23 protein-coding genes and 1 pseudogene are annotated in these 22,097 nt (G+C 71.5%); 15 read left to right on the top strand and 9 right to left on the bottom strand.

The window, feature by feature from the left end; all coding sequences use genetic code 11:
* The first annotated feature begins 147 nt into the window (after positions 1–147).
* A complete protein-coding gene (locus ABZ454_RS11150) occupies positions 148–1,479 on the top strand; it encodes a peptidoglycan recognition family protein (protein ID WP_359537292.1) in 1,332 nt (443 codons plus the stop codon).
* 108 nt (positions 1,480–1,587) lie between these two features.
* Here ABZ454_RS11150 and ABZ454_RS11145 read toward each other — a convergent pair whose 3' ends face one another.
* Positions 1,588–2,730: an aminoglycoside phosphotransferase family protein gene (locus ABZ454_RS11145; protein ID WP_356319854.1), complete on the bottom strand. Its 1,143-nt coding sequence runs from the start codon at positions 2,728–2,730 to the stop codon at positions 1,588–1,590.
* Between the two features lie 231 nt (positions 2,731–2,961).
* Between ABZ454_RS11145 and ABZ454_RS11140 the strand changes: the two genes are divergently transcribed.
* Positions 2,962–4,458 (top strand): hypothetical protein, encoded by a 1,497-nt coding sequence (locus tag ABZ454_RS11140; RefSeq protein ID WP_356319855.1) that lies wholly within the window; start codon positions 2,962–2,964, stop codon positions 4,456–4,458.
* Positions 4,459–4,571: 113 nt separating this feature from the next.
* On the opposite strand, the gene ABZ454_RS11135 is transcribed toward ABZ454_RS11140, so the two are convergent.
* Both ABZ454_RS11135 and ABZ454_RS11130 read right to left on the bottom strand, forming a co-directional pair.
* Positions 4,572–6,032, bottom strand: coding sequence for a SpoIIE family protein phosphatase (locus ABZ454_RS11135; protein ID WP_359537291.1), 1,461 nt, complete (start codon positions 6,030–6,032; stop codon positions 4,572–4,574).
* A gap of 348 nt (positions 6,033–6,380) precedes the next feature.
* Positions 6,381–6,674, bottom strand: coding sequence for a hypothetical protein (locus ABZ454_RS11130; protein ID WP_356319857.1), 294 nt, complete (start codon positions 6,672–6,674; stop codon positions 6,381–6,383).
* A 221-nt stretch (positions 6,675–6,895) separates the two neighbouring features.
* Here ABZ454_RS11130 and rpmG point away from each other — a divergent pair, with 221 nt between their 5' ends.
* Together rpmG and ABZ454_RS11120 are read left to right on the top strand one after the other, a co-directional pair.
* Positions 6,896–7,060, top strand: coding sequence for a 50S ribosomal protein L33 (rpmG, locus tag ABZ454_RS11125; protein WP_359537290.1), 165 nt, complete (start codon positions 6,896–6,898; stop codon positions 7,058–7,060).
* A 71-nt stretch (positions 7,061–7,131) separates the two neighbouring features.
* Positions 7,132–7,392 carry a type B 50S ribosomal protein L31 gene (locus tag ABZ454_RS11120; protein WP_356319859.1) on the top strand — a complete coding sequence of 87 codons (261 nt, stop codon included), beginning with the start codon at positions 7,132–7,134 and terminating at the stop codon, positions 7,390–7,392.
* Positions 7,393–7,580: 188 nt separating this feature from the next.
* Here the strand turns inward: ABZ454_RS11120 and ABZ454_RS11115 are convergent, their stop codons facing one another.
* From ABZ454_RS11115 to ABZ454_RS11105, 3 genes are all read right to left on the bottom strand, one after another.
* Complete coding sequence (locus ABZ454_RS11115) at positions 7,581–8,255, bottom strand: YoaK family protein (protein ID WP_359537288.1); 675 nt, start codon at positions 8,253–8,255, stop codon at positions 7,581–7,583.
* Positions 8,256–8,381: 126 nt separating this feature from the next.
* Positions 8,382–9,755: a deoxyribodipyrimidine photo-lyase gene (locus ABZ454_RS11110; RefSeq protein ID WP_359537286.1), complete on the bottom strand. Its 1,374-nt coding sequence runs from the start codon at positions 9,753–9,755 to the stop codon at positions 8,382–8,384.
* A 57-nt stretch (positions 9,756–9,812) separates the two neighbouring features.
* Positions 9,813–11,342 carry an SDR family oxidoreductase gene (locus tag ABZ454_RS11105; protein WP_359537284.1) on the bottom strand — a complete coding sequence of 510 codons (1,530 nt, stop codon included), beginning with the start codon at positions 11,340–11,342 and terminating at the stop codon, positions 9,813–9,815.
* A 162-nt stretch (positions 11,343–11,504) separates the two neighbouring features.
* Between ABZ454_RS11105 and ABZ454_RS11100 the strand changes: the two genes are divergently transcribed.
* The 4 genes from ABZ454_RS11100 (at position 11,505) to ABZ454_RS11085 (ending at position 14,065) form a co-directional block, all read left to right on the top strand.
* Positions 11,505–12,158, top strand: coding sequence for a VanZ family protein (locus ABZ454_RS11100; protein ID WP_359537282.1), 654 nt, complete (start codon positions 11,505–11,507; stop codon positions 12,156–12,158).
* A gap of 206 nt (positions 12,159–12,364) precedes the next feature.
* Positions 12,365–12,880 (top strand): DinB family protein, encoded by a 516-nt coding sequence (locus ABZ454_RS11095; RefSeq protein WP_356319864.1) that lies wholly within the window; start codon positions 12,365–12,367, stop codon positions 12,878–12,880.
* 148 nt (positions 12,881–13,028) lie between these two features.
* Positions 13,029–13,475, top strand: a complete 447-nt coding sequence (locus tag ABZ454_RS11090) for a nitroreductase family deazaflavin-dependent oxidoreductase (protein WP_359537280.1) — start codon at positions 13,029–13,031, stop codon at positions 13,473–13,475.
* A 191-nt stretch (positions 13,476–13,666) separates the two neighbouring features.
* Entirely contained in the window at positions 13,667–14,065 is a 399-nt protein-coding gene (locus ABZ454_RS11085; RefSeq protein ID WP_356319866.1) for a DUF6221 family protein, read from the top strand.
* A gap of 149 nt (positions 14,066–14,214) precedes the next feature.
* On the opposite strand, the gene ABZ454_RS11080 is transcribed toward ABZ454_RS11085, so the two are convergent.
* Positions 14,215–14,403, bottom strand: a complete 189-nt coding sequence (locus ABZ454_RS11080; protein WP_356319867.1) for a DUF6381 family protein — start codon at positions 14,401–14,403, stop codon at positions 14,215–14,217.
* Positions 14,404–14,669: 266 nt separating this feature from the next.
* On the opposite strand from ABZ454_RS11080, the pseudogene ABZ454_RS11075 reads away from it, so the two are divergent.
* The 3 genes and pseudogenes from ABZ454_RS11075 to ABZ454_RS11065 form a co-directional block, all read left to right on the top strand.
* Positions 14,670–14,867, top strand: a pseudogene (locus ABZ454_RS11075) (serine hydrolase); the annotation flags it as partial.
* 955 nt (positions 14,868–15,822) lie between these two features.
* Complete coding sequence (locus ABZ454_RS11070) at positions 15,823–16,146, top strand: NIPSNAP family protein (protein WP_359537277.1); 324 nt, start codon at positions 15,823–15,825, stop codon at positions 16,144–16,146.
* 64 nt (positions 16,147–16,210) lie between these two features.
* On the top strand, positions 16,211–16,756 hold the full coding sequence (locus ABZ454_RS11065) for an MOSC domain-containing protein (protein ID WP_359537275.1): 546 nt from the start codon (positions 16,211–16,213) through the stop codon (positions 16,754–16,756).
* Between the two features lie 302 nt (positions 16,757–17,058).
* On the opposite strand, the gene ABZ454_RS11060 is transcribed toward ABZ454_RS11065, so the two are convergent.
* A complete protein-coding gene (locus tag ABZ454_RS11060; RefSeq protein WP_359537273.1) occupies positions 17,059–17,958 on the bottom strand; it encodes a LysR family transcriptional regulator in 900 nt (299 codons plus the stop codon).
* Between the two features lie 269 nt (positions 17,959–18,227).
* On the opposite strand from ABZ454_RS11060, the gene ABZ454_RS11055 reads away from it, so the two are divergent.
* The 3 genes from ABZ454_RS11055 (at position 18,228) to ABZ454_RS11045 (ending at position 20,448) form a co-directional block, all read left to right on the top strand.
* On the top strand, positions 18,228–19,328 hold the full coding sequence (locus ABZ454_RS11055; RefSeq protein ID WP_359537272.1) for a M20 family metallopeptidase: 1,101 nt from the start codon (positions 18,228–18,230) through the stop codon (positions 19,326–19,328).
* Between the two features lie 76 nt (positions 19,329–19,404).
* Positions 19,405–19,902 carry a hypothetical protein gene (locus tag ABZ454_RS11050; protein WP_359537270.1) on the top strand — a complete coding sequence of 166 codons (498 nt, stop codon included), beginning with the start codon at positions 19,405–19,407 and terminating at the stop codon, positions 19,900–19,902.
* Between the two features lie 135 nt (positions 19,903–20,037).
* Complete coding sequence (locus tag ABZ454_RS11045) at positions 20,038–20,448, top strand: SRPBCC family protein (protein ID WP_356319876.1); 411 nt, start codon at positions 20,038–20,040, stop codon at positions 20,446–20,448.
* A 137-nt stretch (positions 20,449–20,585) separates the two neighbouring features.
* Here the strand turns inward: ABZ454_RS11045 and ABZ454_RS11040 are convergent, their stop codons facing one another.
* Entirely contained in the window at positions 20,586–20,834 is a 249-nt protein-coding gene (locus ABZ454_RS11040) for a hypothetical protein (RefSeq protein ID WP_359537268.1), read from the bottom strand.
* A 196-nt stretch (positions 20,835–21,030) separates the two neighbouring features.
* On the opposite strand from ABZ454_RS11040, the gene ABZ454_RS11035 reads away from it, so the two are divergent.
* Positions 21,031–21,819 carry a DUF4232 domain-containing protein gene (locus ABZ454_RS11035; RefSeq protein ID WP_359537267.1) on the top strand — a complete coding sequence of 263 codons (789 nt, stop codon included), beginning with the start codon at positions 21,031–21,033 and terminating at the stop codon, positions 21,817–21,819.
* Positions 21,820–22,097 lie beyond the last annotated feature (278 nt).

The raw sequence follows: 22,097 nt of genomic DNA, 5'->3' as shown, positions 1-22,097 counted from the left end.
TGGCTCGACCCGCAGCCTCCACCACACCCTTGACGCGCCATCACCTCAGGTCACAGAGTGTGCGCGCACAGCGGAACACCAGATCGGAAATCGAAGACCTCTCGATCCACGCGGCTTCGAAGACGCACAGCTCCAAGAAGGGTTGTCATGACGTCCAAGCAGAGGACCGGACGCGCACTCGCGCTGACCACCGCCGGCGCGCTGAGTCTCGCGCTGCTCAGTCCCGCGGCACACGCGGGCGCGGACGGGGTCCGGCCGGAGTGCCCGCGCTCCCTCGCCTGCGACTGGGTCCCGGCCGCCTACCAGCAGACCGGCGACCCGGCCGACAAGGAGACGTACGGCAACTACGACACCGCGGACCGGCCGAACAGCAACAAGATCAAGTTCATCGTCCTCCATGACACCGAGGAGGACTTCGACACCACCCTGAAGATCTTCCAGAACCCGCTGAAGCAGACCTCCGCGCACTACGTGGTGCGTTCCGGAGACGGCCATGTCACGCAGATGGTGAAGAACAAGGACGTCGCCTGGCAGGCCGGGAACTGGTACCTCAACACCCACTCGATCGGCATCGAGCAGGAAGGCGTCGCCACCGAGGGCGCGAAGTGGTACACCCCCGAGATGTACCGCTCGACCGCCGCTCTCGTGCGCTACCTCGCCGCCAAGTACGACATCCCCCTCGACCGCCAGCACATCATCGGCCATGACGGAGTGCCGCCCACCAGCGCCGCCGGCACCAAGAACATGCACTGGGACCCGGGCACCTACTGGGACTGGAACCGCTTCATGGCGCTCCTCGGCAAGCCCACCGTGCCGACGGCCCGCAAGGGCGGCGAACTCATCACCGTCAGCCCCCGCTTCAAGGACAACCAGCAGGCCTTCCGCGACTGCGAGAAGGGCGTGGACCTGCCCGTCCAGGGTTCCAGTGCCGTGCCGCTCCACACGGAACCCTCCGCCGACTCACCGCTCTTCTCCGACCCGGGGCTGCACACGGACGGCGCGCCCGGCACCAACTGCGCCGCCGACTGGGGCAGCAAGATCAGCGCCACCCAGCAGGCCGTGGTCGCCGACCACGCGCCCGGCTGGACGGCGATCTGGTGGTACGGCAAGAAGGCCTGGTTCAGCACCCCGGCCCGCACCCGCACCACCACTCCCACCTCCGGCTACGTCGTCAGGCCGAAGGCCGGGAAGACGGAGGTCCCGGTGTACGGGGTGGCGTACCCCGAGAAGTCCGAGTACCCCGCCGGCTTCGCGGACCAGCGGGTGGGCACGGCCCTGCAGTACACCATCAAGGCCGGCCAGTCCTACCCCGGCGGCGGCGAGGCCCCCACCGGCTTCTTCTACGCGCCGACGATCGACGCCTCGTACCCCCTGGACCACGCCTACTTCCGCGGCCAGGAGAGGTACGTGACGGTTCAGATCGGCCACCGCATCGCCTTCGTGAAGGCATCCGACGTGGACACCGTCCGCGCTCGCTGACCCCGTTCGCCCCGGGGTCCGGGCCCCGGGCCCCGGGCAGCACGACAGCGCGCCGCGGACCCGGTGTGTCGGCATCGGTCCCGCGGCGCGCGTCCCCCGTCGAACAGGTCAGCGAGTGCCGACCGCGGCTCGCACGGCACTGCGCGCCATGGCGCAGTCGTCGTGCAGGCGGCGCAGCAGCAGACGCTGTTCCTCGCCCGACGACAGCGCACCCGGACGGTCCTGAGCCGTCGTCCTGGCCGGCGCGGTGGTGTCCCGCATGGCCCGTTGGAGGGCCGTCTCGTACGTACGGATCTCCCGCGTGAGCACGAGCATCAGATTGACCAGGAACGCGTCCCGCGCCGCGGGGCCCGCGACCTGGGCCAGCTGGCTGATCTGACGTCGCGCCACCGGCGCGTCACCCAGGACCGCCCAGAGCGTCGCCAAGTCGTAGCCCGGCAGGTACCACCCGGCGTGCTCCCAGTCGACCAGCACCGGGCCGGCGGGCGAGAGCAGGATGTTGGAGAGCAGCGCGTCACCGTGACAGAACTGCCCCATGCCCTGGCGCCCCCCGGCGTGAGCGAGCCCGTGCAGCAGCTTCTGCAGGTCGCCCAGGTCACGGTCGGTGAACAGACCGAGCTCGTGGTAGCGCGCGATGCGTGCCGCGTAGTCCAGGGGGGCGCTGAACAGACCGTTCGGCGGGCGCCAGGCGTTCACCCGGCTCACCGCACCGAGCACCGCCCGCAGATCGGCCCGCGGGGGCACCTCCGACGGGTGCCTGGTCAGCGCCGCCACCCGGCCGGGCATCCGCTCGATGACCAGGGTGCAGTTCTCCGGGTCCGCAGCGATGAGCCGGGGCGCCCGGACCGGCGGGCGGTGCCGGACGAACGCCCGGTATGCCGCTATTTCGTGGCGGAACCGCTCCGTCCACGCGGGGGAGTGGTCCAGTAAGCACTTGGCGACCGCGGTAGCGCGGCCGGTGGTCCCGACGAGGAGCACGGAACGGCCGCTGCGCCGCAGCACCTGCACCGGGTTGAACTCCGGGCAGATCCGGTGCACCGAGGCGATCGCCATCCGCAGTTGGGCGCCCTGCGGGCCGGACAGGTCCAGTCTTCCGCTGAGTGAGGTGGCACCCGCCCCTGCCATGCGCCGGGGCCGGCCGATGCCGGGCGCGGGGATGGCGGCGCGGGGGTCGAGGTACGGCCCGCCACCCGCTCCCAGGGGTCGCAGCGGCCGGGGCGGGGCGGACACGGAGGACGATGCTGTGTACATGGGCGAGACAGATCCCTTCGTGCGCCGACAAGTTGCGTGCGCCGCCCCGGCCGACGGCCGTTCGGCACCCTGGGGAGTACCTAGGGCTGCCGGGCGGGGTGGCGCTTTCCTACCTGACACCGCCCCGCGGGTGGCAGACCATGTGGCGCACCCTGGCGAACCCTGGCGAATAGTCGCAAGGCATCTGACAGGGGGTTACTGTCAACACAGCCGAGAACCTGGGGGCTTGACGTGACCGGAGAACCCAACACCCGCCTGTCGGACCTGTTCGGCCTTGCCGGCTGGTCCAAGGGCGAACTCGCGAGAATGGTGAACCGGCAGGCGGCGGCCATGGGCCACCCGCAGCTGGCCACCGACACCTCGCGCGTGAGGCGATGGATCGACATGGGGGAGTCCCCGCGCGATCCCGTGCCCAAGGTGCTGGCAGCCCTGTTCACCGAGCGGCTCGGTCGTGTCGTGACCATCGAGGACCTCGGGTTCGGCCGGCGCGGGCGTGTGGGGAAACGGCGAGAGACCGGGACGGAACACAATCCCGATCAACTCCCGTGGGCGCCCGAGCGGACGGCAGCGGTCCTCACCGAATTCACGGGAATGGACCTCATGCTCAACCGACGCGGCTTGGTGAGCGCGGGCGCCGCGCTCGCCGCCGGCTCCACGATCGCCGGCCCCATGCACGACTGGCTGCACACCGACCCGGTTCTGGCGGCCGACGCCCCACACAACGACGACCCCCTGCACGCGGACCCGGCCGGTTACGACCGGTACGAGGCCGTGCCCATCGGCTCGGAGGAGATCGAGGCGCTGGAACGCTCCGTGGAGGTGTTCCGCGCCTGGGACGCCTCCCGCGGCGGCGGCCTCCAGCGCAAGGCCGTGGTGGGCCAGCTCAACGAGGTGGGGGGCATGCTCGCCTACCGCCACCCCGACCACCTGCAGCGCCGCCTCTGGGGCGTCGCCGCCAACCTCGCCGTCCTCGCGGGCTGGATGTCCCACGACATCGGCCTGGAACCCACCGCCCAGAAGTACTTCGTCATCGCCGCGCACGCCGCGCGCGAGGGCGGTGACCGGCCGCGGGCGGGTGAGGCGCTCTCCAGGGCGGCTCGCCAGATGGTCCACCTGGGCCGCCCCGACGACGCCCTCGACCTCATGAAACTCGCCAAGTCCGGCTCGGGCGACATGGTGCTGCCGCGCACCCAGGCGATGCTGCACACCATCGAGGCGTGGGCGCAGGCCTCCATGGGCCGGGGACAAGCCATGAGGCGCACCCTCGGCCGGGCCGAGGAGCTCTTCATCTCCGACAAGGGGGACGTGCCCCCGCCCAGTTGGATGCAGATGTTCGACGAAGCCGATCTGCACGGCATGCAGGCCCTGGCGTTCCGCACGCTGGCCGAGCACGACCCCTCGGTCGCCGTCATCGCCCAGCGTCATGCGAAGCAGGCCCTGGAACTGCGGGTCAACGGACGCCAGCGGTCCAAGATCTTCGACTACATCTCGCTGGCCTCGGCCTGCTTCATCGCGGACGACCCCGAGCAGGCCGACCGCTACGCCCGGCTCGCTCTGGTGACGATGGGGGAGACCTCCTCCCACCGCACCTGGGACCGGCTGCGTGAAATGTACCGGCTGACGGGGCAGTTCGCGGGCTACGCGAAGATCGAGGACCTGCGCGAGGAGATCAAACTCTCGCTGCCGCAGAGCTCCGTCATCAAGAGGCCCAGGAGTTCGGAGATCTGAGTTCCGGCTGCGGCGACGAAGAGGTGTCGCCGGAAGGAGGCGCCACGTGAGCAGGGGTGCCAAGCGGAAGAGCGGCACATGAGAAGGGGCCCCGTTCCACCACGTCCGTTCGGCTAAGCCCCGATACGGGCGATCAGTACGCAGGCGTCGTCCAGTCGCTCGGCGCCACCGAACTCCTCGACGACGGTCCGTACGCATTCCTGCGCGCTACGGGCGTCGCTGAAGCGCGGCGCGAGTCCGAGCAGCGTGTCGGTGCCCGGTCGTAGCCCGTGGTGCGTGCTCCCGGCGCCCCGGGCCAGCCCGTCGGTGTGCAGGACCAGCACGTCACCGGGCAGCAGGTGCACTTCGTCCTGCTCGTACGCCACCCCGGACGCCGCTCCGAGGAGCACCCCGTCCGGCTGGGGAATCGGGCGCCCGGCTCCGTTGCGGAAGAGCAGCGGTGCCGGGTGTCCGGCCTGCGCCCAGTCCAGCCTGCGGGTGGCGGGGTCGAACCGGCAGCACACCGCGCTGCCCAGGGCCGGCTGGATCGATGTCTCCAGTAACCGGTTGAGGTGCCCCATCAGTGCTCCGGGCTCGATCCCGGCCACGGCCATGCCGCGCAGCGCGCCGAGGATCATCGCCATGGTGGAGGTCGCCTGGATGCCGTGACCGGTCAGATCGCCGACCGTGAGCAGTGTCCTGCCGTCCGGCAGCTCCATCGCGTCGTACCACCCACCGCCGATCAGACCGCTCGACTCCGACGGCAGGTAGTGGGCCGCGATGTCCAGCGACCCGGGCCCCTGGTCCGGGAGGCTCAGGGAGCCGCGCCACGGGGGGAGCACGGCCTCCTGCAGTTCCACCGCCATCCGGTGTTCCGCCCTGGCGATGTCCTGTTGGCGTCGGAGCGAGTCCTGGGTCCGGTGCACCGCCTGCTGGCTGCGGCGCAGCGCGCTGACATCGCGCAGGACCGCCCACATGGAAGCGGTGCAGCCGTCGGCGTCGAGGACGGGTTCGCCCATCATGTGCAGGGTTCGCGTCCGCCCGTCCGTGTGCCGGATGCGGAACTCGCCGTCTATCGGCTTGCCGTCGATCAGGCAGTCCGTCACCAGCGCCGTGAGCAGGGGCTGGTCGTCGGGCAGGAGCACGGAGGGAAGGTCGTCCAGGGAGAGCGGCCCCGCCTCGGGGGTGCGGCCGAAGATCTGCAGCAGGTCGTCGGACCAGCTCACCTCGTCGGTCAGCAGATTCCACTCGGCGCTGCCCACCCGGCCGATCAGCGACCCCGGTCGTTCACCGGCGGAGGGGTCCTGGCCGGTGAGGTCCGCCGCCTCGGCCGCGATCTGCTCCGCGGATTCCGACGGCAGGCCCTGCCTGAGCTGTCCCAGGTGCGCGCCGAGGTCGTCGAGCTGATGGACCGCGAGATCGCACAGCGCACGCTGCCAGCGCAGTCGCGGGTCGTCCTCGTCGACGAGGACGGTGTCGCGCCGCACCGCGTCCACGTCGCCGCGCAGCCGGTGCGTCCGGTTGATCAACGCGTCGACGGCCGCGCGCTCGGGCGGCTGGGGGGCGGGGGTGCCCGCGGGCGGGTGGGGCGGCATGTCGTACTCCGATACAGGCGCGGTACAACCAGGTCTGAGGGTGGACCGGATACGACTGTGACACAGCCGCCTGGAGCCCGTAAGTGGTTTGGCAACACTCGATGCGTTCATGCGTCCGGCATATGCCAGCGGCTGCCCGGAACCCCGATTCGTCGAACACCCTTGCTGCTTGCGGGCGTTGACGGGCTCCGTTCGGCGCTCGACGGCGGGCGTGCGTGCCCCTGTGTGACGTTCGCCCGGGGCCTCGCGGAGCACGTCGGGGTAGGCGCGGGCCGGAGCCCCCGCGAGGTGCGGGGGCTCCGGGGATCTCGTGCGAGCGGGCTGCCGGAGCGGTGGCTGCCCGCGGTGTCAGCAGAGGGCGATGCGGCCGTACGAGCCCATCTTCCACTTCCATTCGAGGGTCTCCCCGGGGGAAGTGGTCCAGCACGCCCGGTCGGGACCGTTCTTGATCACCAGCTGGATGTGCATGTTCCGCCCGCAGTTGTTGGTCGTCCAGGCGGTCTTGTTCTGCTTGATGACCTCACGCGCCACGCAGGCGGGTGCGGTGTCCCCGGCGGCGACCGCCGGACCGGCCGCCGTCATCGAACAGGCGGTGATCATCGCGGTGGCCGCAAGGGTGGTCAGGGTGTTCTTCAGGTGCATGGCTCACGTTCCCTCGGGAGGCCGGCGGCAGTGCCGGGCACAGCGATCAACGAGCGTCGGGGCCCCGCGTGACGGCCGCGGAGGAGGGCCCGGACTCGGCCCGGAAAGTGCCGGGAGCACCCGGGAATGCCCCCGGGGGTGGACGCGTTACACCGGCAGAACGAAAACGAATCCCGTTCCCATCAAGGGTTCGGGGACAGTACAGAAGCCCGGAGGCGTCCATGGCCCGCAGTGAGGCCCGTCCCGTCGTCACCCTCCGCTCGACCGCCGGAACGGGGCAGAGCTACGTGACGCGCAAGAGCCGTCGCAACGACCCCGACCGCCTGGTCCTGCGCAAGTACGACCCCGTAGTCGGCGGGCACGTTCTGTTCCGCGAGGAACGCTGACCGTCGCCCAGCCGCCCGCCGCGGTGCGGCCCGCACCGCCCGTCCGCTCTCGTTCCAGGGAAGGAATGCACATGAAGTCTCGAATCCACCCCGTCTCCCGTCCGGTGGTCTTCCGCGACCGCGCCGCGGGGGCGGCCTTCCTCACCCGTTCCACCGCGGATTCCGATCAGCGGGTGACGTGGGAGGACGGCCGGAGCTATCCCGTCATCGACGTGGAAACCTCCTCGGCGAGCCACCCGTTCTACACGGGGACCCGGCAGGTCCTGGACACGGCCGGCCGGATCGAACAGTTCAACCGTCGTTACGGCACCGAGGCGCCCGCCGGCGCGTGACGCCACCCCCTGCGCCCGGCCGTCCGTGCCCTGGATCACAGTCCGGGGGGCGGATTGCGGGGAACAGGGCAGGGTGATTTATTGTTCACCTATATGTGGGCGACGCACACGGAGCGCCCGCCACAAAGCCGCCCCGGCTGGATTCCCCCGATCCGGCCGGGGCTTCCCCTTGTCCCGCCCGCGTCCGGTCACGGGACGGCCCGCCGGCCCGCGGCTTCGACGAGAAGGGCGGCGGCCGCCGCCCCCGCGGCCGCCACAGCACCCGACGCCGGCCACAGGCGCACCGTCAGCGCGGCCAGTGCCGCGCCCGCCACGACAGCGGACAGCCGGCCGGTGACCCAGCCGTCACCGCGACGCCACGACCTCAGGGCCAGCCGTCCGACGAGCGACGTCAGCGTTCCGGTGAAGTAGTTCGTGGGGACGGCCCGGACCCGGCCCTGGATGCCCATCGCGAGCCCCATGACCACCAGGAGTCCCAGCCGGTCCGCGTCCGACGTGATCAGGCCGCACGCCCACAGCACCGCGCCCGCGGTGAGCAGCGCGACCTCGGTCAGCAGCATGACGGGCAGCCGCCCCCACCTGCGCTCTCCCGCCACCGCGCCCCAGGCCACCCCGCATCCGTACGAGAGCAGCGCGGTGACCGAACGCGGCGCGACGCCCTCCTCGCCGGCCCCCGCGGCCGAGGCGCCCAGCAGCACCAGATTGCCCGTCATCACGCCGGCGAAGACCTGGCCGACACAGAGGAAGACGAAGGCGTCCGCCGCCCCGGAGGCCGCCGACAGCAGCAACAGCGCCGCATGGGCGCGGGGGCCCTCCGCGGTGTCGCGGCCGGCCGGTTCGGTGGGTGCGGTGGGAGTCGGCACGTCAGCATCTTCGCCGCCGTCCGGCCGGCCGGACGGCGTTGCCTCCGGTCCGGCGCGGCGGACGCTCCCGGCGTCATGCGCGTACGGCCGGGGCCTCGGACCTCACGCCGGAGCCCGTCGTGCCCTTCACTCCAGGCCTCGCGCATGCCGGAAACGCGCAAGGCCGTCGGCCAGCTCCACCACCGGCTCCGGGTAGTCCGGCCGGGCGCGCCCCGCGCCGCGGAGCTTCCACGGCTCGTGCACGGCCGACCCGGGCACCGCGGCCAGCTCCGGCACCCAGCGCCGGACGTAGCTGCCGTCCGGGTCGTATCGCTTGCCCTGGGTCACGGGGTTCAGCACCCGGTTGGGACGGCTGTCCGTGCCGGTCCCGGCCATCCACTGCCAGTTCAGCTGGTTGTTGGCCACATCGCCGTCGACCAGCAGGTCCAGGAAGTGCCGCGCGCCGATGCGCCAGTCCACGTACAGCGTCTTGGTCAGGAAGCCCGCGGTGAGCAGCCGCCCGCGGTTGTGCATCCAGCCCTCGTGGCGCAGCTGGCGCATCGCCGCGTCGACCACGGGATATCCGGTGCGCCCCTGCCGCCAGGCCTCGATGTCCCCGGCCGCGTCCGCCTCCGACCGCCAGTGGTCGTGCCGGGTGCGGTAGTCCTGCCGGGCCGCGGCGGGCCGGGCCGCGAGGACCTGGTAGTGGAAGTCGCGCCAGCACAGCTGCCGGACGAAGGCCTCGGCACCCGCGCCGCCGGCGGTACGGGCGCGATGGACCAGCTCGACGGGGGACAGGGCGCCGAAATGCAGATGCGGGGAGAACCGGGACGTCGCGTCGCCCGACAGGTCGTCGTGGCCTTCCTCGTATTCGGCGAGCCCGTGGCGCAGCCATGCGGTGAGCTGCTTGCGGGCCTGACGCTCCCCGCCCTCGGCGAGGCCCTCCGACACCCCCGGCACCGCGCCTCCGGCCGGCACGGCCTCCGACCCCGGGCCGTCCGGGACCCGCACGGTGCGGGGCGCGGCGAAGGTCTCGCGGAGCCGTTCCGCGGACCACCGCCTGAAGTACGGCGTGAACACGGCGAAGTGACCCGAAGCCGCCGGTGTCACGGTCCCGGGCGCGACCGCCGTGACCACCCCGTCGTGGACGTGCAGCCGCTTGCCCCCGGACTCGAGCGCCTCGCGCAACCGCTCCTCACGACGGTGGGCGTAGGCGCTGACGCCGGCCGCGAGATGGACGTCCGCGGCGCCGGTCTCGGAGACGACCCGGCCCACCTCCTCGACCACATCGCCCGACCGGATCACCAGCCGGCCGCCCCGCTCCCGCAGCCCGGCGTCGAGATCCCGCAGGCAGTCGGCGAGGAAGGCCCGGCGGTTCGGGGCCGCGAACCCGGCCTCATGGATCGCTCTGTCATGGACGAACAGCGGCACGATCTCGTCCGAGGAGGCGAGCGCGGCCCGGAGCGGGGGGTGGTCGTGCAGCCGGAGGTCGGCGGTGAACAGGACGACCGCTACGGTCATGGCGCAACTCCTGAGGAGGCCGGGGACCTGCCATGCTGCCGTGCGCGCAGGCACCGGTCAGGACGACACCGCGGCGCTCGCCGGTTCGGGTGACGTCACGCCCGCTGCCGTACGCGCGATGTTGCGGGCCATCCCCCCGAACACGACCGCGTGGAAAGGCCACACACTCCACCAGTAGGCGTGTCCGAGCAGCCCGCGCGGATGGAACAGCGCCCGCTGCCGGTAACGCGAGCGGCCCCGGCCGTCGGGCTCCACACACATCTCCAGCCAGGCCAGGCCCGGCAGCCGCATCTCGGCGCGCAGCCGCAGCAGGCGGCCCGGCTCGATCTCCTCGACCCGCCAGAAGTCCAGCGAGTCGCCCACCCGCAGCCGGTCGGTGTCGCGCCGCCCGCGGCGCAGGCCCACCCCTCCCAGCAGCCGGTCGAGCCATCCGCGCACCGCCCAGGCGAGCGGGAACGAGTACCAGCCGTGTTCCCCGCCGATCCCCTCGACGACCCGCCACAGAGCCTGGGGGGACGCGTCGACGCCGAGGCGGCGCACATCCGTGTACAGGCTGCCGCCGGCCCAGTCGGGGTCCGTGGGCAGCGGGTCGCTGGGGACCCCGGGCGTCGACGCGGACGACCACCGGGTGGTGACCCGGGCCTCCCGGACCCGTTGCAGGGCGAGCCGCAGTGCCTTGTCGAGGTCGAACGGCTCCCCCGGCCCGTCGGGGACGTACCGTGCGATGTCGTGCTCCCGGCACACGACCTCGTACCGCAGCGACTCGGCGAGCGGGCGGGCGATCGCCCTCGGCACCGGGGTGACCAGACCGATCCAGTGGCTCGACAGCCGGGGAGTCAGCATCGGAACGGGCAGGATCAGCCGGTGCGCGAGCTTGGCGACCTCGGCGTACCGCTGCATCATCTCCCGGTAGGTGACGAGGTCGGGCCCGCCGATGTCGAAGGTGCGGTTCACCTCCCGCGGCATCCGCGCGCTGCCCACCAGGAGACGCAGCACGTCCCGGACGGCGATCGGCTGGATCCGCGTGGACACCCAGCTCGGCGTCACCATGACGGGCAGCCGTTCCGTCAGATACCGCAGCATCTCGAACGAGGCCGACCCGGAGCCGATGATCACCGCGGCCCGCAGAGCGGTGGTGGGGACGCCGGAAGCCAGCAGGATCCGGCCCACCTCGGCCCGCGACCGCAGATGGGGCGACAGCTCCTCCTCGGGTACACCGGACGGAGTCAGGCCGCCTAGGTAGACGATGCGGCCGACCCGCGCGAGGCGCGCCTGCTCCCCGAAGACCGTGGCGGCCCTGCGGTCCGTGTCCTCGAAGCCGCCGCCGGCCGTCAGGGCGTGCACCAGGTAGTAGGCCACGTCGACGTCCCGCATCGCCGGGGCGAGGGACCGTGCCTCGGTGACGTCGCCACGGACGATCTCCACCTCACCGGCCCACGGGTAGTCCCGCAGCTTCTCCGGGCTGCGGGCCAGGCAGCGCACCCGGTACCCGGCCGCCAGCAGCTCCGGGACCAGCCGGCCCCCGATGTAGCCGGTGGCGCCGGTGACCAGACAACGCTGAGGCTCGTTCCCGCGGTCGCTCGTCATGTGATCTCCGCATCGGTTCGTCCAGCCGTGCCCGCGGGGCCGTCCGAGCTCGGCCGCTCCCCTCAGTCTGGCCCGCGCTCACCCTCGCCGCACCACGCCGGTGCGTCCGGACGGTGCGGCGACGCCAGGTGTGACGCGGCCGGGCGGGGGCACCAGTCGGCCATGGACGCAGAGTCGGCAAGAGACGCGCGCGACACCACACGCGACAGGTCCTGGGGCCGGGTGCTGCTCCAGGTCGCCATCCTGGTGACGGCCTTCCTGGCCATGGTCGCCTTCTCCGTCGTGCTGGCGAAGGTGACGCTCACGCCGTCACCCGCCTCGCGGGACCTCGTCACGTCGAACCTCCACCCGGGGCGCTCGCTGCGGCAGTACGCCGAGGACTACACGTTCCTCGCCGCCTGCAAGCAGGCCGGCGGCAATCTGGTGCTGGGTATGCCGTTCGGCGTGCTGCTGCCCATCCTCGTGCCACGACGACTGCGCATGATCCGCATGGTCCTGCTGACCGTCCTGGTCATCGTCGTGGTCGAACTGGTACAGGGAGCGCTGGTCGCGGGGCGGGCCTTCGACATCGACGACGTCATCCTGAACACGGCGGGCGCGCTGCTCGGCTACCTGTTGCTGGGGAGGCGCCTGAGCCACCGCTACCACGTGCTGGCGGAGGCGCCGGCGCGCAAGGCCGCCCCGGACCGCCCCCGGCGGCCGGAGCCCGCCCCTGCCCCGGCGAAGCGTCGGAGCGCAAAGGCAGCCACACCGTGGGCGCGGGCACGGCAGGGGATGCGGGACGGCTTCACGCGTATCCGCGTCCGCAAGGGCTGACCAGCGGCCGGGGCCCCGCCGGGCGCGGGCGGGGAGCGCCCCCAGCGGGCAAGGCGCTCCCCCTCTTCGTCCGCCTCCTCGGACCCCTCGGCAGCGCAGCGGCACGACGTCCATGCCCGCTCGACGTCCGACGCCACCGCCCTTCTTCCGATGCGGCAGGCGTAAAGGGCTCGCGCGATCATCCTGTCGACCGGCATGATCACCTGATGACATGGACAGCACCTGAAGCCACTCGTACCGAGGGTTCGCTCGTCGCCGCGGAGCGGGAGATGCTCACCGGTTACCTGGGCTGGTTCCGCGCCACGCTGCTGCGCAAGTGCGCCGGCCTGACGGGCGAACAGCTGGCCGAGCGGACCACCCCGCCGTCGAACCTCTCGCTGCTCGGACTCCTCCGCCACATGGCCAAGGTCGAACGCACCTGGTTCCGGCAGCGGTTCGCCGGTCAGGACCTCGCCCCGATGTACGACCCGCAGAAGGGCAAGGACGCGGACTTCGAGGACCTCGATCCGGCCCGTGCGGCCGAGGACTACGCCCGGCTGGTCGAGGAGTGCCGCCTGGCGGACGAGATCGTCGCCGGTGCGTCGTTCGACGACACGTTCGTCCACAACGGCGAGGTCTTCTCGCTGCGCCTGGTGCACGTCCACATGATCGGAGAATACGCACGTCACATCGGCCACGCCGATCTGCTGCGCGAGCGGCTGGACGGCGTCACGGGGGACTGAAGCAGGACCCCGGACGGCGACGGAACCTGCGCGCACGGCCCGACACGCGACGGGGCGCGCTTTTCGGGCGGCCGGTGGTGCTGAAGCCATGATGAGGGGACGCGGCCGGGAGACGCCGCGAACGGACGTCGACGACGGGACAGTTGCCATGCCGCTTCAGGGTGAGTACGAGCCGAGCCCCACGCCCCAGGTGCGTGACCAGGTCGAGCAGTACGAGAGTTCGGGCGGGACGGAGGGGACGACCATGCGCGGCATGCCCGTCATCATCCTGACGACGCTGGGCGCCAAGAGCGGGAAGATCCGCAAGACGCCCCTGATGCGGGTCGAGCACAACGGCGCGTACGCGGTGATCGCCTCGCTCGGCGGGGCTCCGAAGCACCCGGTCTGGTACCACAACCTCACCGCCCACCCGCACGCCGAACTGCAGGACGGCCCGGTGCGCCGCGACATGACCGCCCGTGAGGTGACCGGGCAGGAGAAGGAACTCTGGTGGGAGCGCGCCGTCGAGGCGTACCCCGACTACGCCGACTACCAGAAGAAGACCGACCGGGAGATCCCCGTTCTCGTACTGGAACCGGTGGAAGCCGGCCGCTGAGCGGCACGTACGGGTACGGCCGGGCCGGCCGCGGCCGGCCCGGCCGGCCGCGCGGAGCCGGACGCCGCACCTGGGCAGACGGGTACATGCCGCCCACGACCGGCCGTCGCGCACGGACGCGGTCAGCACGACGGGATACTCTCCAGCACGGCTCCCGAGGCGGGGGGCCGAGCGGAAGGATGCACAACCAGATGACAGACAACTCCGAGCTGGTGGCGTTCGTCCGGGCGCGCCTCGACGAGGAAGAAGGGGTCGCCCGTGCGGCCGGCGGCGAGGGCTGGCGGTGCCCGGCCGAAGTCCCCGGCGAGATCCACGACCGGACCGGTGCCATCGCGTTCACTCTGAGGACGCACGGCTACGACCACCACATCGCCCTGCAGGATCCTGCGCGCACCCTCCAGCGCATCGAGACCAGCCGGGTGCTCCTCGACGAGTACGCGGAGGTCGCCGCCCTGGACATCGACCGCCCCCAGCGGGACTTCGCCTCCGGCCGGGCGTTCGGCCTGGGGTTCGTGGTGCGGCAGATGGCCGCGGAGCATGCCAGTCATCCCGGCTACCAGGTGAAATGGCTGCCCCGTTTCACCCAGTAGGCCCACCGTGCCGGGGAAGGCGGCTTCGCCTCCCGCGGCACCGGGAAGGCCCTGACCCGGTCATCTGCGCGCACGGGGCCGACCGCCCCACGTACCCGACCGCCCCACGTACACCACGAGGGACCACGGGCGTCAGGCACCGCGGGCGGTCAGAGCGGGTTCGTGCCGCCTTCGCCCTTGGTGGACACCTGATCGCTCCGCTCCTGCAGGCGGCGCGCCTTGTCCTGGAGACGCCGGCGCTCCTGCGGATCGGAGACACGCTCGGCTGCCTCCCTCATTTCCTCCGCCTTGGCGCGAATACGCTCGGCGCGGCCGCCGGTTTCATCCGCAACACTCATGATCACTCCTGGGTCTCGGGGGAGAGCCGACCCCACCAGCGAATCAGCGTGCCCCCGCACCTGCATCTCGAACGGTCACGCGCCGCTGTGCGATGCGGTGCGATGCGGTGCGCGGCCCGGCCGCGTCGGCCGGCCGACGCTGGTCCGTCCGGCGGCAGAAGGAAGAGGGGGACACGTGCGGTACCCACACGCTCGGCGTCTCGCAGCGGCTCTGTTCGCGTGGTCGGGCAGCGCACCGGTGGTGCGGGCATGAGCCTGAACGAGCTGCGGCCGTCCGCTTCAGCGACAACACCGCTGCCAACCTGCTGGTCGACCGGTTCGGCGGACCCAGGCACTTGGAGGCCGAGCTGCGGGAGCTGGGTGACGACGAGACGAGACGCGGGCGGACCGCATGGAGCCGCGACATCGCCGTCCGGTGGCCGCCCCACGCGGCCCCGATCGTGGTGGCGATCATGTCGAACCGTCCGGACGAGGACGCTCCTGGCCGACCGTACAAGGTGGTCGGGGCAGGCGACATGATGAGCGGCATGACGGAGATACCCGGGTACGAAGGTCGCCCTCTCGTCCACCAGCCGGAGCTGCTGGAGGAACCTCTCTTCTGGCTCGGCCACCTGTACGCGTGCGCTCACGACGAGGAGACGGAAGAGCTGCTCTTCGGTGCGGACTACGAGGCGGCCGAGATGTTCCACCGGGAGCTGCTGGAGCGGACGATGTGGCCCGTTTTCACCATTCCGCTGGCCGCCGCGAACCTCCTCCACGTCGTCTGCCGCGCGTGGAAGGACGACCCCGGTGTCGACTACCTCCTGCATCACCCCAGTGAGGAGCGAGCGCTGTTGCTGGCCAAGGTCGACGGGCACTTCATGGGACCGGCTCTGTCCTGGCCCGAATTGTTCTCCGCGGCCGACTACGGGCTGCCCGGTGGCAGCACAGTCGATTCACACCGCCGGCTCCTGTTGCTGTGGCCCGCGCTGGGAGACGACAGCATCCCGGACAGCGCAACACACCACCTGACGGCAGCTCTCAGCGCCGTTACTGCCGTTGAGGCCCCCGAAGAACTCGCTGTCGCTCTCGTGGAAGGCCAGGGTGCAGGCGGGGCTTCCCGCTGGACCAGCAAGGACGGTATGCGCGTGGACGACGGCGCGTACTCGTACCGGAACCCGTCGAATGGCTTCGCCCTTACGCCGGAAGAGCTGGCTCGCGTGTCGGCGGCCTTCATGTCCTGAGCCCTGTGAACCAGCCGGCTGGGGCGTCGCAGCGGCTGGAGGAAAGGTCATGGTTTCGTCGAAAGGAACACGGGCGAGCAGGCAGTGACGCAGCTGCCCTCACACACGGCTGACAGGTGCCGCAGAGCCTGCGTGTGCCAATCCCACCGGGGGGAACCCGTCCGGGCCGTTCGACCGCTGAGGCATCATGTGGTCGGTGATCACCATTCATCTGAAGTACGAGATCGACCCCGACCGCATCGAGGACTTCGAGGAGTACGGCCGCAGATGGGTCGTCCTCGTCAACCGGTTCGGCGGCACCCACCACGGCTACTTCCTGCCCAGCGAAGGTGACAGCGACATCGCCTACGCGCTCTTCTCGTTCCCGGGCTTCGCCGCGTACGAGCGTTACCGGGCGGACAGCGTCACCGACCCCGAGTGCCAGGCAGTCTTCGAGCTGGCGCGCCGCACGGGGTGCATCCGACGGTACGAACGCCGCTTCCTGCGCCCCCTGGACACCGGGGCGACGGGCACCCCGTGAGATCCGTGCACGGCTCCGGGGCGGGGCGCGTCACGCGACGCAGGACGAGGGAGCGGGGAGCATCGTGACGGCGCGGGTGACGGCGGTGAGCAGTGACCCGACGTACTCCTTCGGCAAGCCGAACCGGGCGCGCGTCACCCTGCTCGCCGGTCTTGGCGTCGAGGACGACGTCCACGCGGGGCAGACCATCAAGCATCAGTTCCGCATGACGTACGAACCACAGTCGCCCAACCTACGTCAGGTGCACCTCATGCACGAGGAGCTCTTCGACGAACTCGCCGCCAAGGGGTATGCCGTCGCCCCGGGCGAGCTCGGCGAGAACGTCACCACCCGGGGGATCGACCTGCTCGGTCTGCCCACAGGTGCGTTGCTGCACCTGGGCGAGGAAGCGATCGTGGAGGTCACGGGTCTGCGCAACCCGTGCTCGAAGATCAACACCTTCCGGCCGGGGCTGCTGGGAGAGATGTTCGCGATCGATGCCGCCACCGGTGACTTCACGTTCAAGTCCGGGATCATGGGTGTGGTCCGGCAAGGCGGCCGGGTGCGCCCCGGAGACGCGGTCGGCGTGGATCTGCCCGCCGGCCCGCACCGGCCGTTGGAGCGCGTCTAGGGTCGGGCGGACCGGCCGGCGCTGCGGGCAGCGGCGTCACCCGCCCAGCTTCTCGGCGGCGGCGGCCCGAAGAGCGGCGGCCCCTGCGCGCGAGGCCGGACAGGCGGGACGACCGGCGACCGTCTGCCGACCGCCGCTGTCCCGTCCGGGGCGTCAGCGGCCGGTCAGCCCCGGCGGGCGGCGGCGCACCAGCTGTGACCGCAACGTCCTCGGCCGCCGGCCGCCGGCTACCGAACGACGCCCGAGTGTGCCGCCGGTCTCGGGCAGGCGCCGCCCTGCCGGTGGTCCCTCCCCGCCGAGGGTCATGCGGGCGGCGGCGAGCCGGCCGCCACGCGCAGCAGTCGGAGCAGTTCCAGGGCGGCGGGGAGGGGAGAGGCCGGCAGAGCGACGTGCACGGTCCGGCGCAGAGCCGGGTCCGTGAGGCCGCACAGGACGAGGGTCTCGGGGACCGCCCCGGCGGCGAGCGAGGGGACCAGTGCCACGCCGAGCCCCGCGGCGACGTATCCGAACTTGCCGGTCCATTCCGCGATGCGAACGACCTTCCTGGGGCTGAAGCCGGCCCGGGCGCAGGCATCCGCGAGCATCGTCGGACGATCACCGTACGCGCTCTGGAGCCAGGCCTCGTCACGCAGCTCCCGTAGGTCGAACCTGCCGGATCCGGCCAGCCGGTGCCCCCGGGGGAGGGCGACGCGCAACTCGTCCTCGCACAGCACCGTCGTGGTGACCCCGTCGGCCGGTGGCAGGCCGGACGGGTAGTCGCTGACGACGGCGAGGTCCAGCGCACCGTTCGCGAGCCGCCCCATGAGGATGTCGGTCGGGCCTTCGGACGCCACGACCTCGACTCCCGGCCTGGTGTCGCGGAGCGACCGCAGCGCGCCGGGAACCAGGGAGATGTTGGCGGTGGCGAACGCGCCGACGTGCAACAGCCCGCCGTCCCCGGCGTGGAGCACGGCCAGTTCCCGCTCCGCCCTCGCCAGCCGCTCGAGCACCTCGGTCGCGTGCCGGTGCAGCGAGCGGCCGGCGGGATTGAGCCGTACACCCCTGGGCAGCCGGTCGAACAAGGGGCCGCCCGCCTGCTGTTCCAGCGAGGCGATCCGCCGGGACACCGCGGACTGCGTGTAATTGAGCCGCGTTGCCGCCTGGGTGAACGAACCGCACTCCGCCACGGCCACGAGCAGTCGGAGAGCGTCGTTCTCGAACACTCACCCACCCCCTTCCGGCAATTGACCGCCCCGCCCGCCATTCTTGCCCCTCCCATGCCTCACGCGCATGGCTTCCATGCAATTCAGTCGCTGGTGGCATGGCCGGCGCCGCCCTAACGTCGATCGCACGGCGACGCGGTCGCAGCACATGCGCGCTCCGCCGCTCCAGACATGCTTCAAGTGGCCTTAGGAGGACGTGTGTCGGTACAGAGACGAGCGATGACGAGGCAGACCCGGTGACGGGGGCGAGGGGCCTTTCCCTGCCGGCGATGCTGACCGATCTGGAGGCGCTCGTGCGGTGCGAGTCCTTCTCGGCCGACCTGGCGGCGGTGGCGCGCAGCGCGGAGGTGGTCGCAGCCCTGGGGGAGAGGCTGCTGGGGGCCGCGCCGCAGCGGATCGTGATCGGCGGTGTGAGCCATCTGCGGTGGTCCTTCGGCACCCCGAAGGTCCTGCTGGTCGGACACCACGACACGGTGTGGCCGATGGGCTCGCTCCGTAACCGCCCCTGGACGGTGGCGGACGGCAGGGCACGCGGGCCAGGAGTCCTGGACATGAAGGCGGGACTGGTGCAGATGTTCCACGCGCTGGCGTCCCTCCCCTCACCGGAGGGGGTGAGTGTCGTCGTCAACGGGGACGAGGAGGTCGGCTCCACGACCTCCCGGCAACTCATCGAGCAGTCCGCCCAAGGGTGCGCGGCCGCCTTCGTACTGGAGGCGTCGGCCGACGAGGGGGGTGCGCTCAAGACCGCCCGCAAGGGCACGTCGCGCTACGAGATCGTGGTGCACGGCAAGGCCGCGCACGCGGGCCAGGAGCCAGGGAAGGGAGTCAACGCCACCGTCGAGGCAGCCCACCAGGTGCTGTCCGTCGCCGGCCTCGGCGCCTCGGCCGCCGCAGCCGAGGACGGCCACGCCCTGGGCGCGGCGACCATCACGCCCACCCTCCTGTCGTCGGGAACCGCCCGCAACACCGTGCCCGCACTGGCGCGGCTGGCGATCGACGTACGGGTGCCCAGCACGGCCGTCCAGGAGACGATCGACGCGCTGGTACGGGGGATGACCCCCCGCACACCAGGGGCGCGACTGGAAGTCCGGGGCGGCGGACAGCGGCCGCCCATGGGACCGGACTCCTCCGCGGCCCTGTTCGCCCTGGCGTCGCGGATCGCCGCCGAGCAGGGCCAGGAACCGCTGAGGGGGGCGTGTGTCGGCGGCGCCTCGGATGCCAATTACACCGCGGCGACGGGCTGTCCGACGCTGGACGGTCTCGGAGCCGTGGGCGCCGGAGCCCACGCGGACTCCGAGTACGTGGACATCACCCGGATGGTTCCCCGGGCCGGTCTGCTCGCCGAACTCATCGCTCGGACGAGGACATGACGTGGTCCTCCGGAGCGAGCGAGCGGACCATGCCCCCCTTCGAGGCGACCATTCGAACTTCAAGGAGACGATTCGGATGAGACAACGCGTGCGCGGGTTCGGCCTGGGCCAGGCGTGCGGTGACTACGCTGTCGCCGGCGTGGGAGGCGCGCTCGCGCAGACGGCACGGCGGGGGCTCGCCGTGCTGTGCCTGGTGCTGCTCGTCCTCCTGGTCGTCAAGAAGCCCCCGGCGGCGTTGACCAAAGGCGCCGTCATCGCCGGGATCGCACTCGCCGTCTGGGGGCTCACCCGGGCATGGGGCCTCATATCCGCCAGGTTCGGGATCCGCAGGTGCTATCTGTTCGCGGGGGGCCTGGTGGTCACCGGTCTGTTCGGCCGGCCGCGAGGAGTCGTGGCATGGAGCGAAGTGACGGCCCTGAACGTGATGGTCTCCCGGTCGCTCCTCATGGCCTTCCACCGGTTCGAGGTCGAGCGACGTGGGACGGGACGCCTGGCGTTCCTGGCCATGGGCATGCAGCCTGCCTTGGTGCAACCGCTGCTGAGCCGTGCGGCGGCGAACGGGGTGGGGCGCTGACTCCGGCCGCGACCGCGGCCGCGGCCCCGGCCCGCCGCGGGTGCGGAGGGCGGTCCCGCGGTCCTTGAGCACCACGACGGGCTGTGTCCGTTTCCTTCAAGAAGAGGAGGTGATCAACCCGATATTCTCGCCGCCATGAACAGCACCGGAAGCGAATCGCGCCATATCAGCGTCTATATCGCCCGCCCTGTCGAGGCTGTCTACGCCTTCGCCTCCGATCCGGCCAATCTTCCCGCATGGGCCCTGGGCCTGGGTGGCTCCATCGAGAGGATCGACGGGCAATGGGTGGCGGGAACCTCCCCCATGGGGCGGGTCGTCGTCGCCTTCGCTCCGCCCAACGAGTGGGGCGTCCTCGACCACGACGTCACGCTGCCCTCCGGGGAGACCGTCCGCAATCCGGTCCGCGTCATCGCGGACGGCGCCGGAAGCGAAGTGGTGTTCACCCTGCGACGTCAGCCGGGCACCAGCGATGCCGACTTCCGGCGTGACGCCGACATGGTCGCTGCCGACCTGGCGCGGCTCAAGGAGTTGACGGAGTCCGCCTAGAAGATTCATGGCAGCTGGCCGGCGCACTCGGGGGGCCTGGTAGCGGCCCTCGGTGCGGGGCTGGGGGCGGGGCTGTGGGCGGTCGAGGGTGCGTCGTCCTCCCGGTGCCCGGGCAAGGTCTCACGCTTAGGGGACCGTCAGATCTGCGTACCTGACCATCGTTCAGGGAGAAGCGGCACGATGTCGTACTGCGGACAGGGCGTCGTGATGCATTGCTTGGGCGCGGGGACACAGACGTATCCGGTGGGCGCGGCGACGAACGCGCAGGGGGACGCATGCGACGGGGCGTATTTCTCCACGGCGTGCGCAGGGACCGCCAGGGCGACGGTGAAAGGCAGGGCGGTCAGGGCGACCGCCGAAGCAGCGCGCATCAGGTTCTCGATCACGAACGACAGGGATAGCCGCCTTCTCGCCCGGCCGAAAGTCCCTGGCAGCCCAAGTCACCCGCACGGGCCGAAAATTGCCCCGCAGAGGGGACTCCCGTCCGCCCGCTGGTCCCTCTGCCTCCTCGCTTGGCCCCTCGGTTGCGGCCATGCGGTGCGGGGCAGGTTCGAACGGCGCGAAAGCGAGCAGGTGAGGGGTATGAGTTCACTCTCGCGTACCACACCACCATCGTCCGGACGATCGCGTCGGCCGCGGAGCGGGAGGGCGGCCCGGAAGGCTCGCACGCTTCGTCGCCATGTCCTTGTCCCGGTCGCGATCGCATCGATCACGCTTGCGGCAGCCGGTTGCGGCGGCGCCCCCGATGCATCCGGGCAGCACGTCGCTTCGACCGGACCGCACGCCGCTTCATCCGGACCGCACGGGGCGACCGGTTCCGCGCCCGCCGGCTCCGCCCCGGGTGCCTCAAGCCCTTCTGACGGGTCCCCGTCCGCGCCTTCCGCGGATACGGGCGCCCCCGAGGGCCCCTCCGACCAGGACTCCGCTGGTCGTGGCACCACTGCCGGTACCGGGGCGGGCTCCGGGACGGGGACCCGGCGCTGCACGGCCGAGGGCCTGGCCATGAATCTGGGCCGTGCGGACGCCGGCGCGGGGCAGATCTACTACCGGCTCACGTTCGCCAACAAGTCCACGACCGCGTGCGCTCTGCGTGGCTTCCCCGGAGTCTCACTGATCAAGCGTGACGGCAGTGTGATCGGTGTGCCCGCCGAACGGGAGGGCGCCATGAGGGAGCAGACGGTGATCGCGCCTGGCGGGACGGCGGAGGTCACCTTGCACACCCTGAACCAGGGCATCAAGGACTCGGGCTGCTGGAGCCGGCCTGACTACCTGCGGGTCTATCCGCCCGGTTCCAAGGAGGCGCTGACCCTGCGAACCTCCGCGCTCCACGTGTGCGGCGACCGCTTCACGACCACGGCGGTGGCCGGCTGACAAGGCCGCGGGACCCACGTGGCCCGGACGGCCCCGGTACCTGTGGGCCGCCCATGCGCGCGTCGGATCCAGGGGCAGGCGTACCGGCGTCATGAAGAACGCACTCGCTTGATGAACACATTCGCTTGAAGAACGCGCTGCTTGAAGAACGCGCTTGCTCACCTGCAAGCGGATCGATTCGGGCCCGGTCGGGCCACCGCGGCGCTCGTCGGCAGTGTCGCTCAATCACCGTTAAATACAGCGAACTTGGGGCAGTCGCTCCGGCCGGCGAAGCTGTT

This window comes from Streptomyces sp. NPDC005803 (assembly GCF_040630435.1).
Taxonomy (GTDB): Bacteria; Actinomycetota; Actinomycetes; order Streptomycetales; family Streptomycetaceae; genus Streptomyces.
This window is presented reverse-complemented; position numbering and strand designations above follow the sequence as displayed.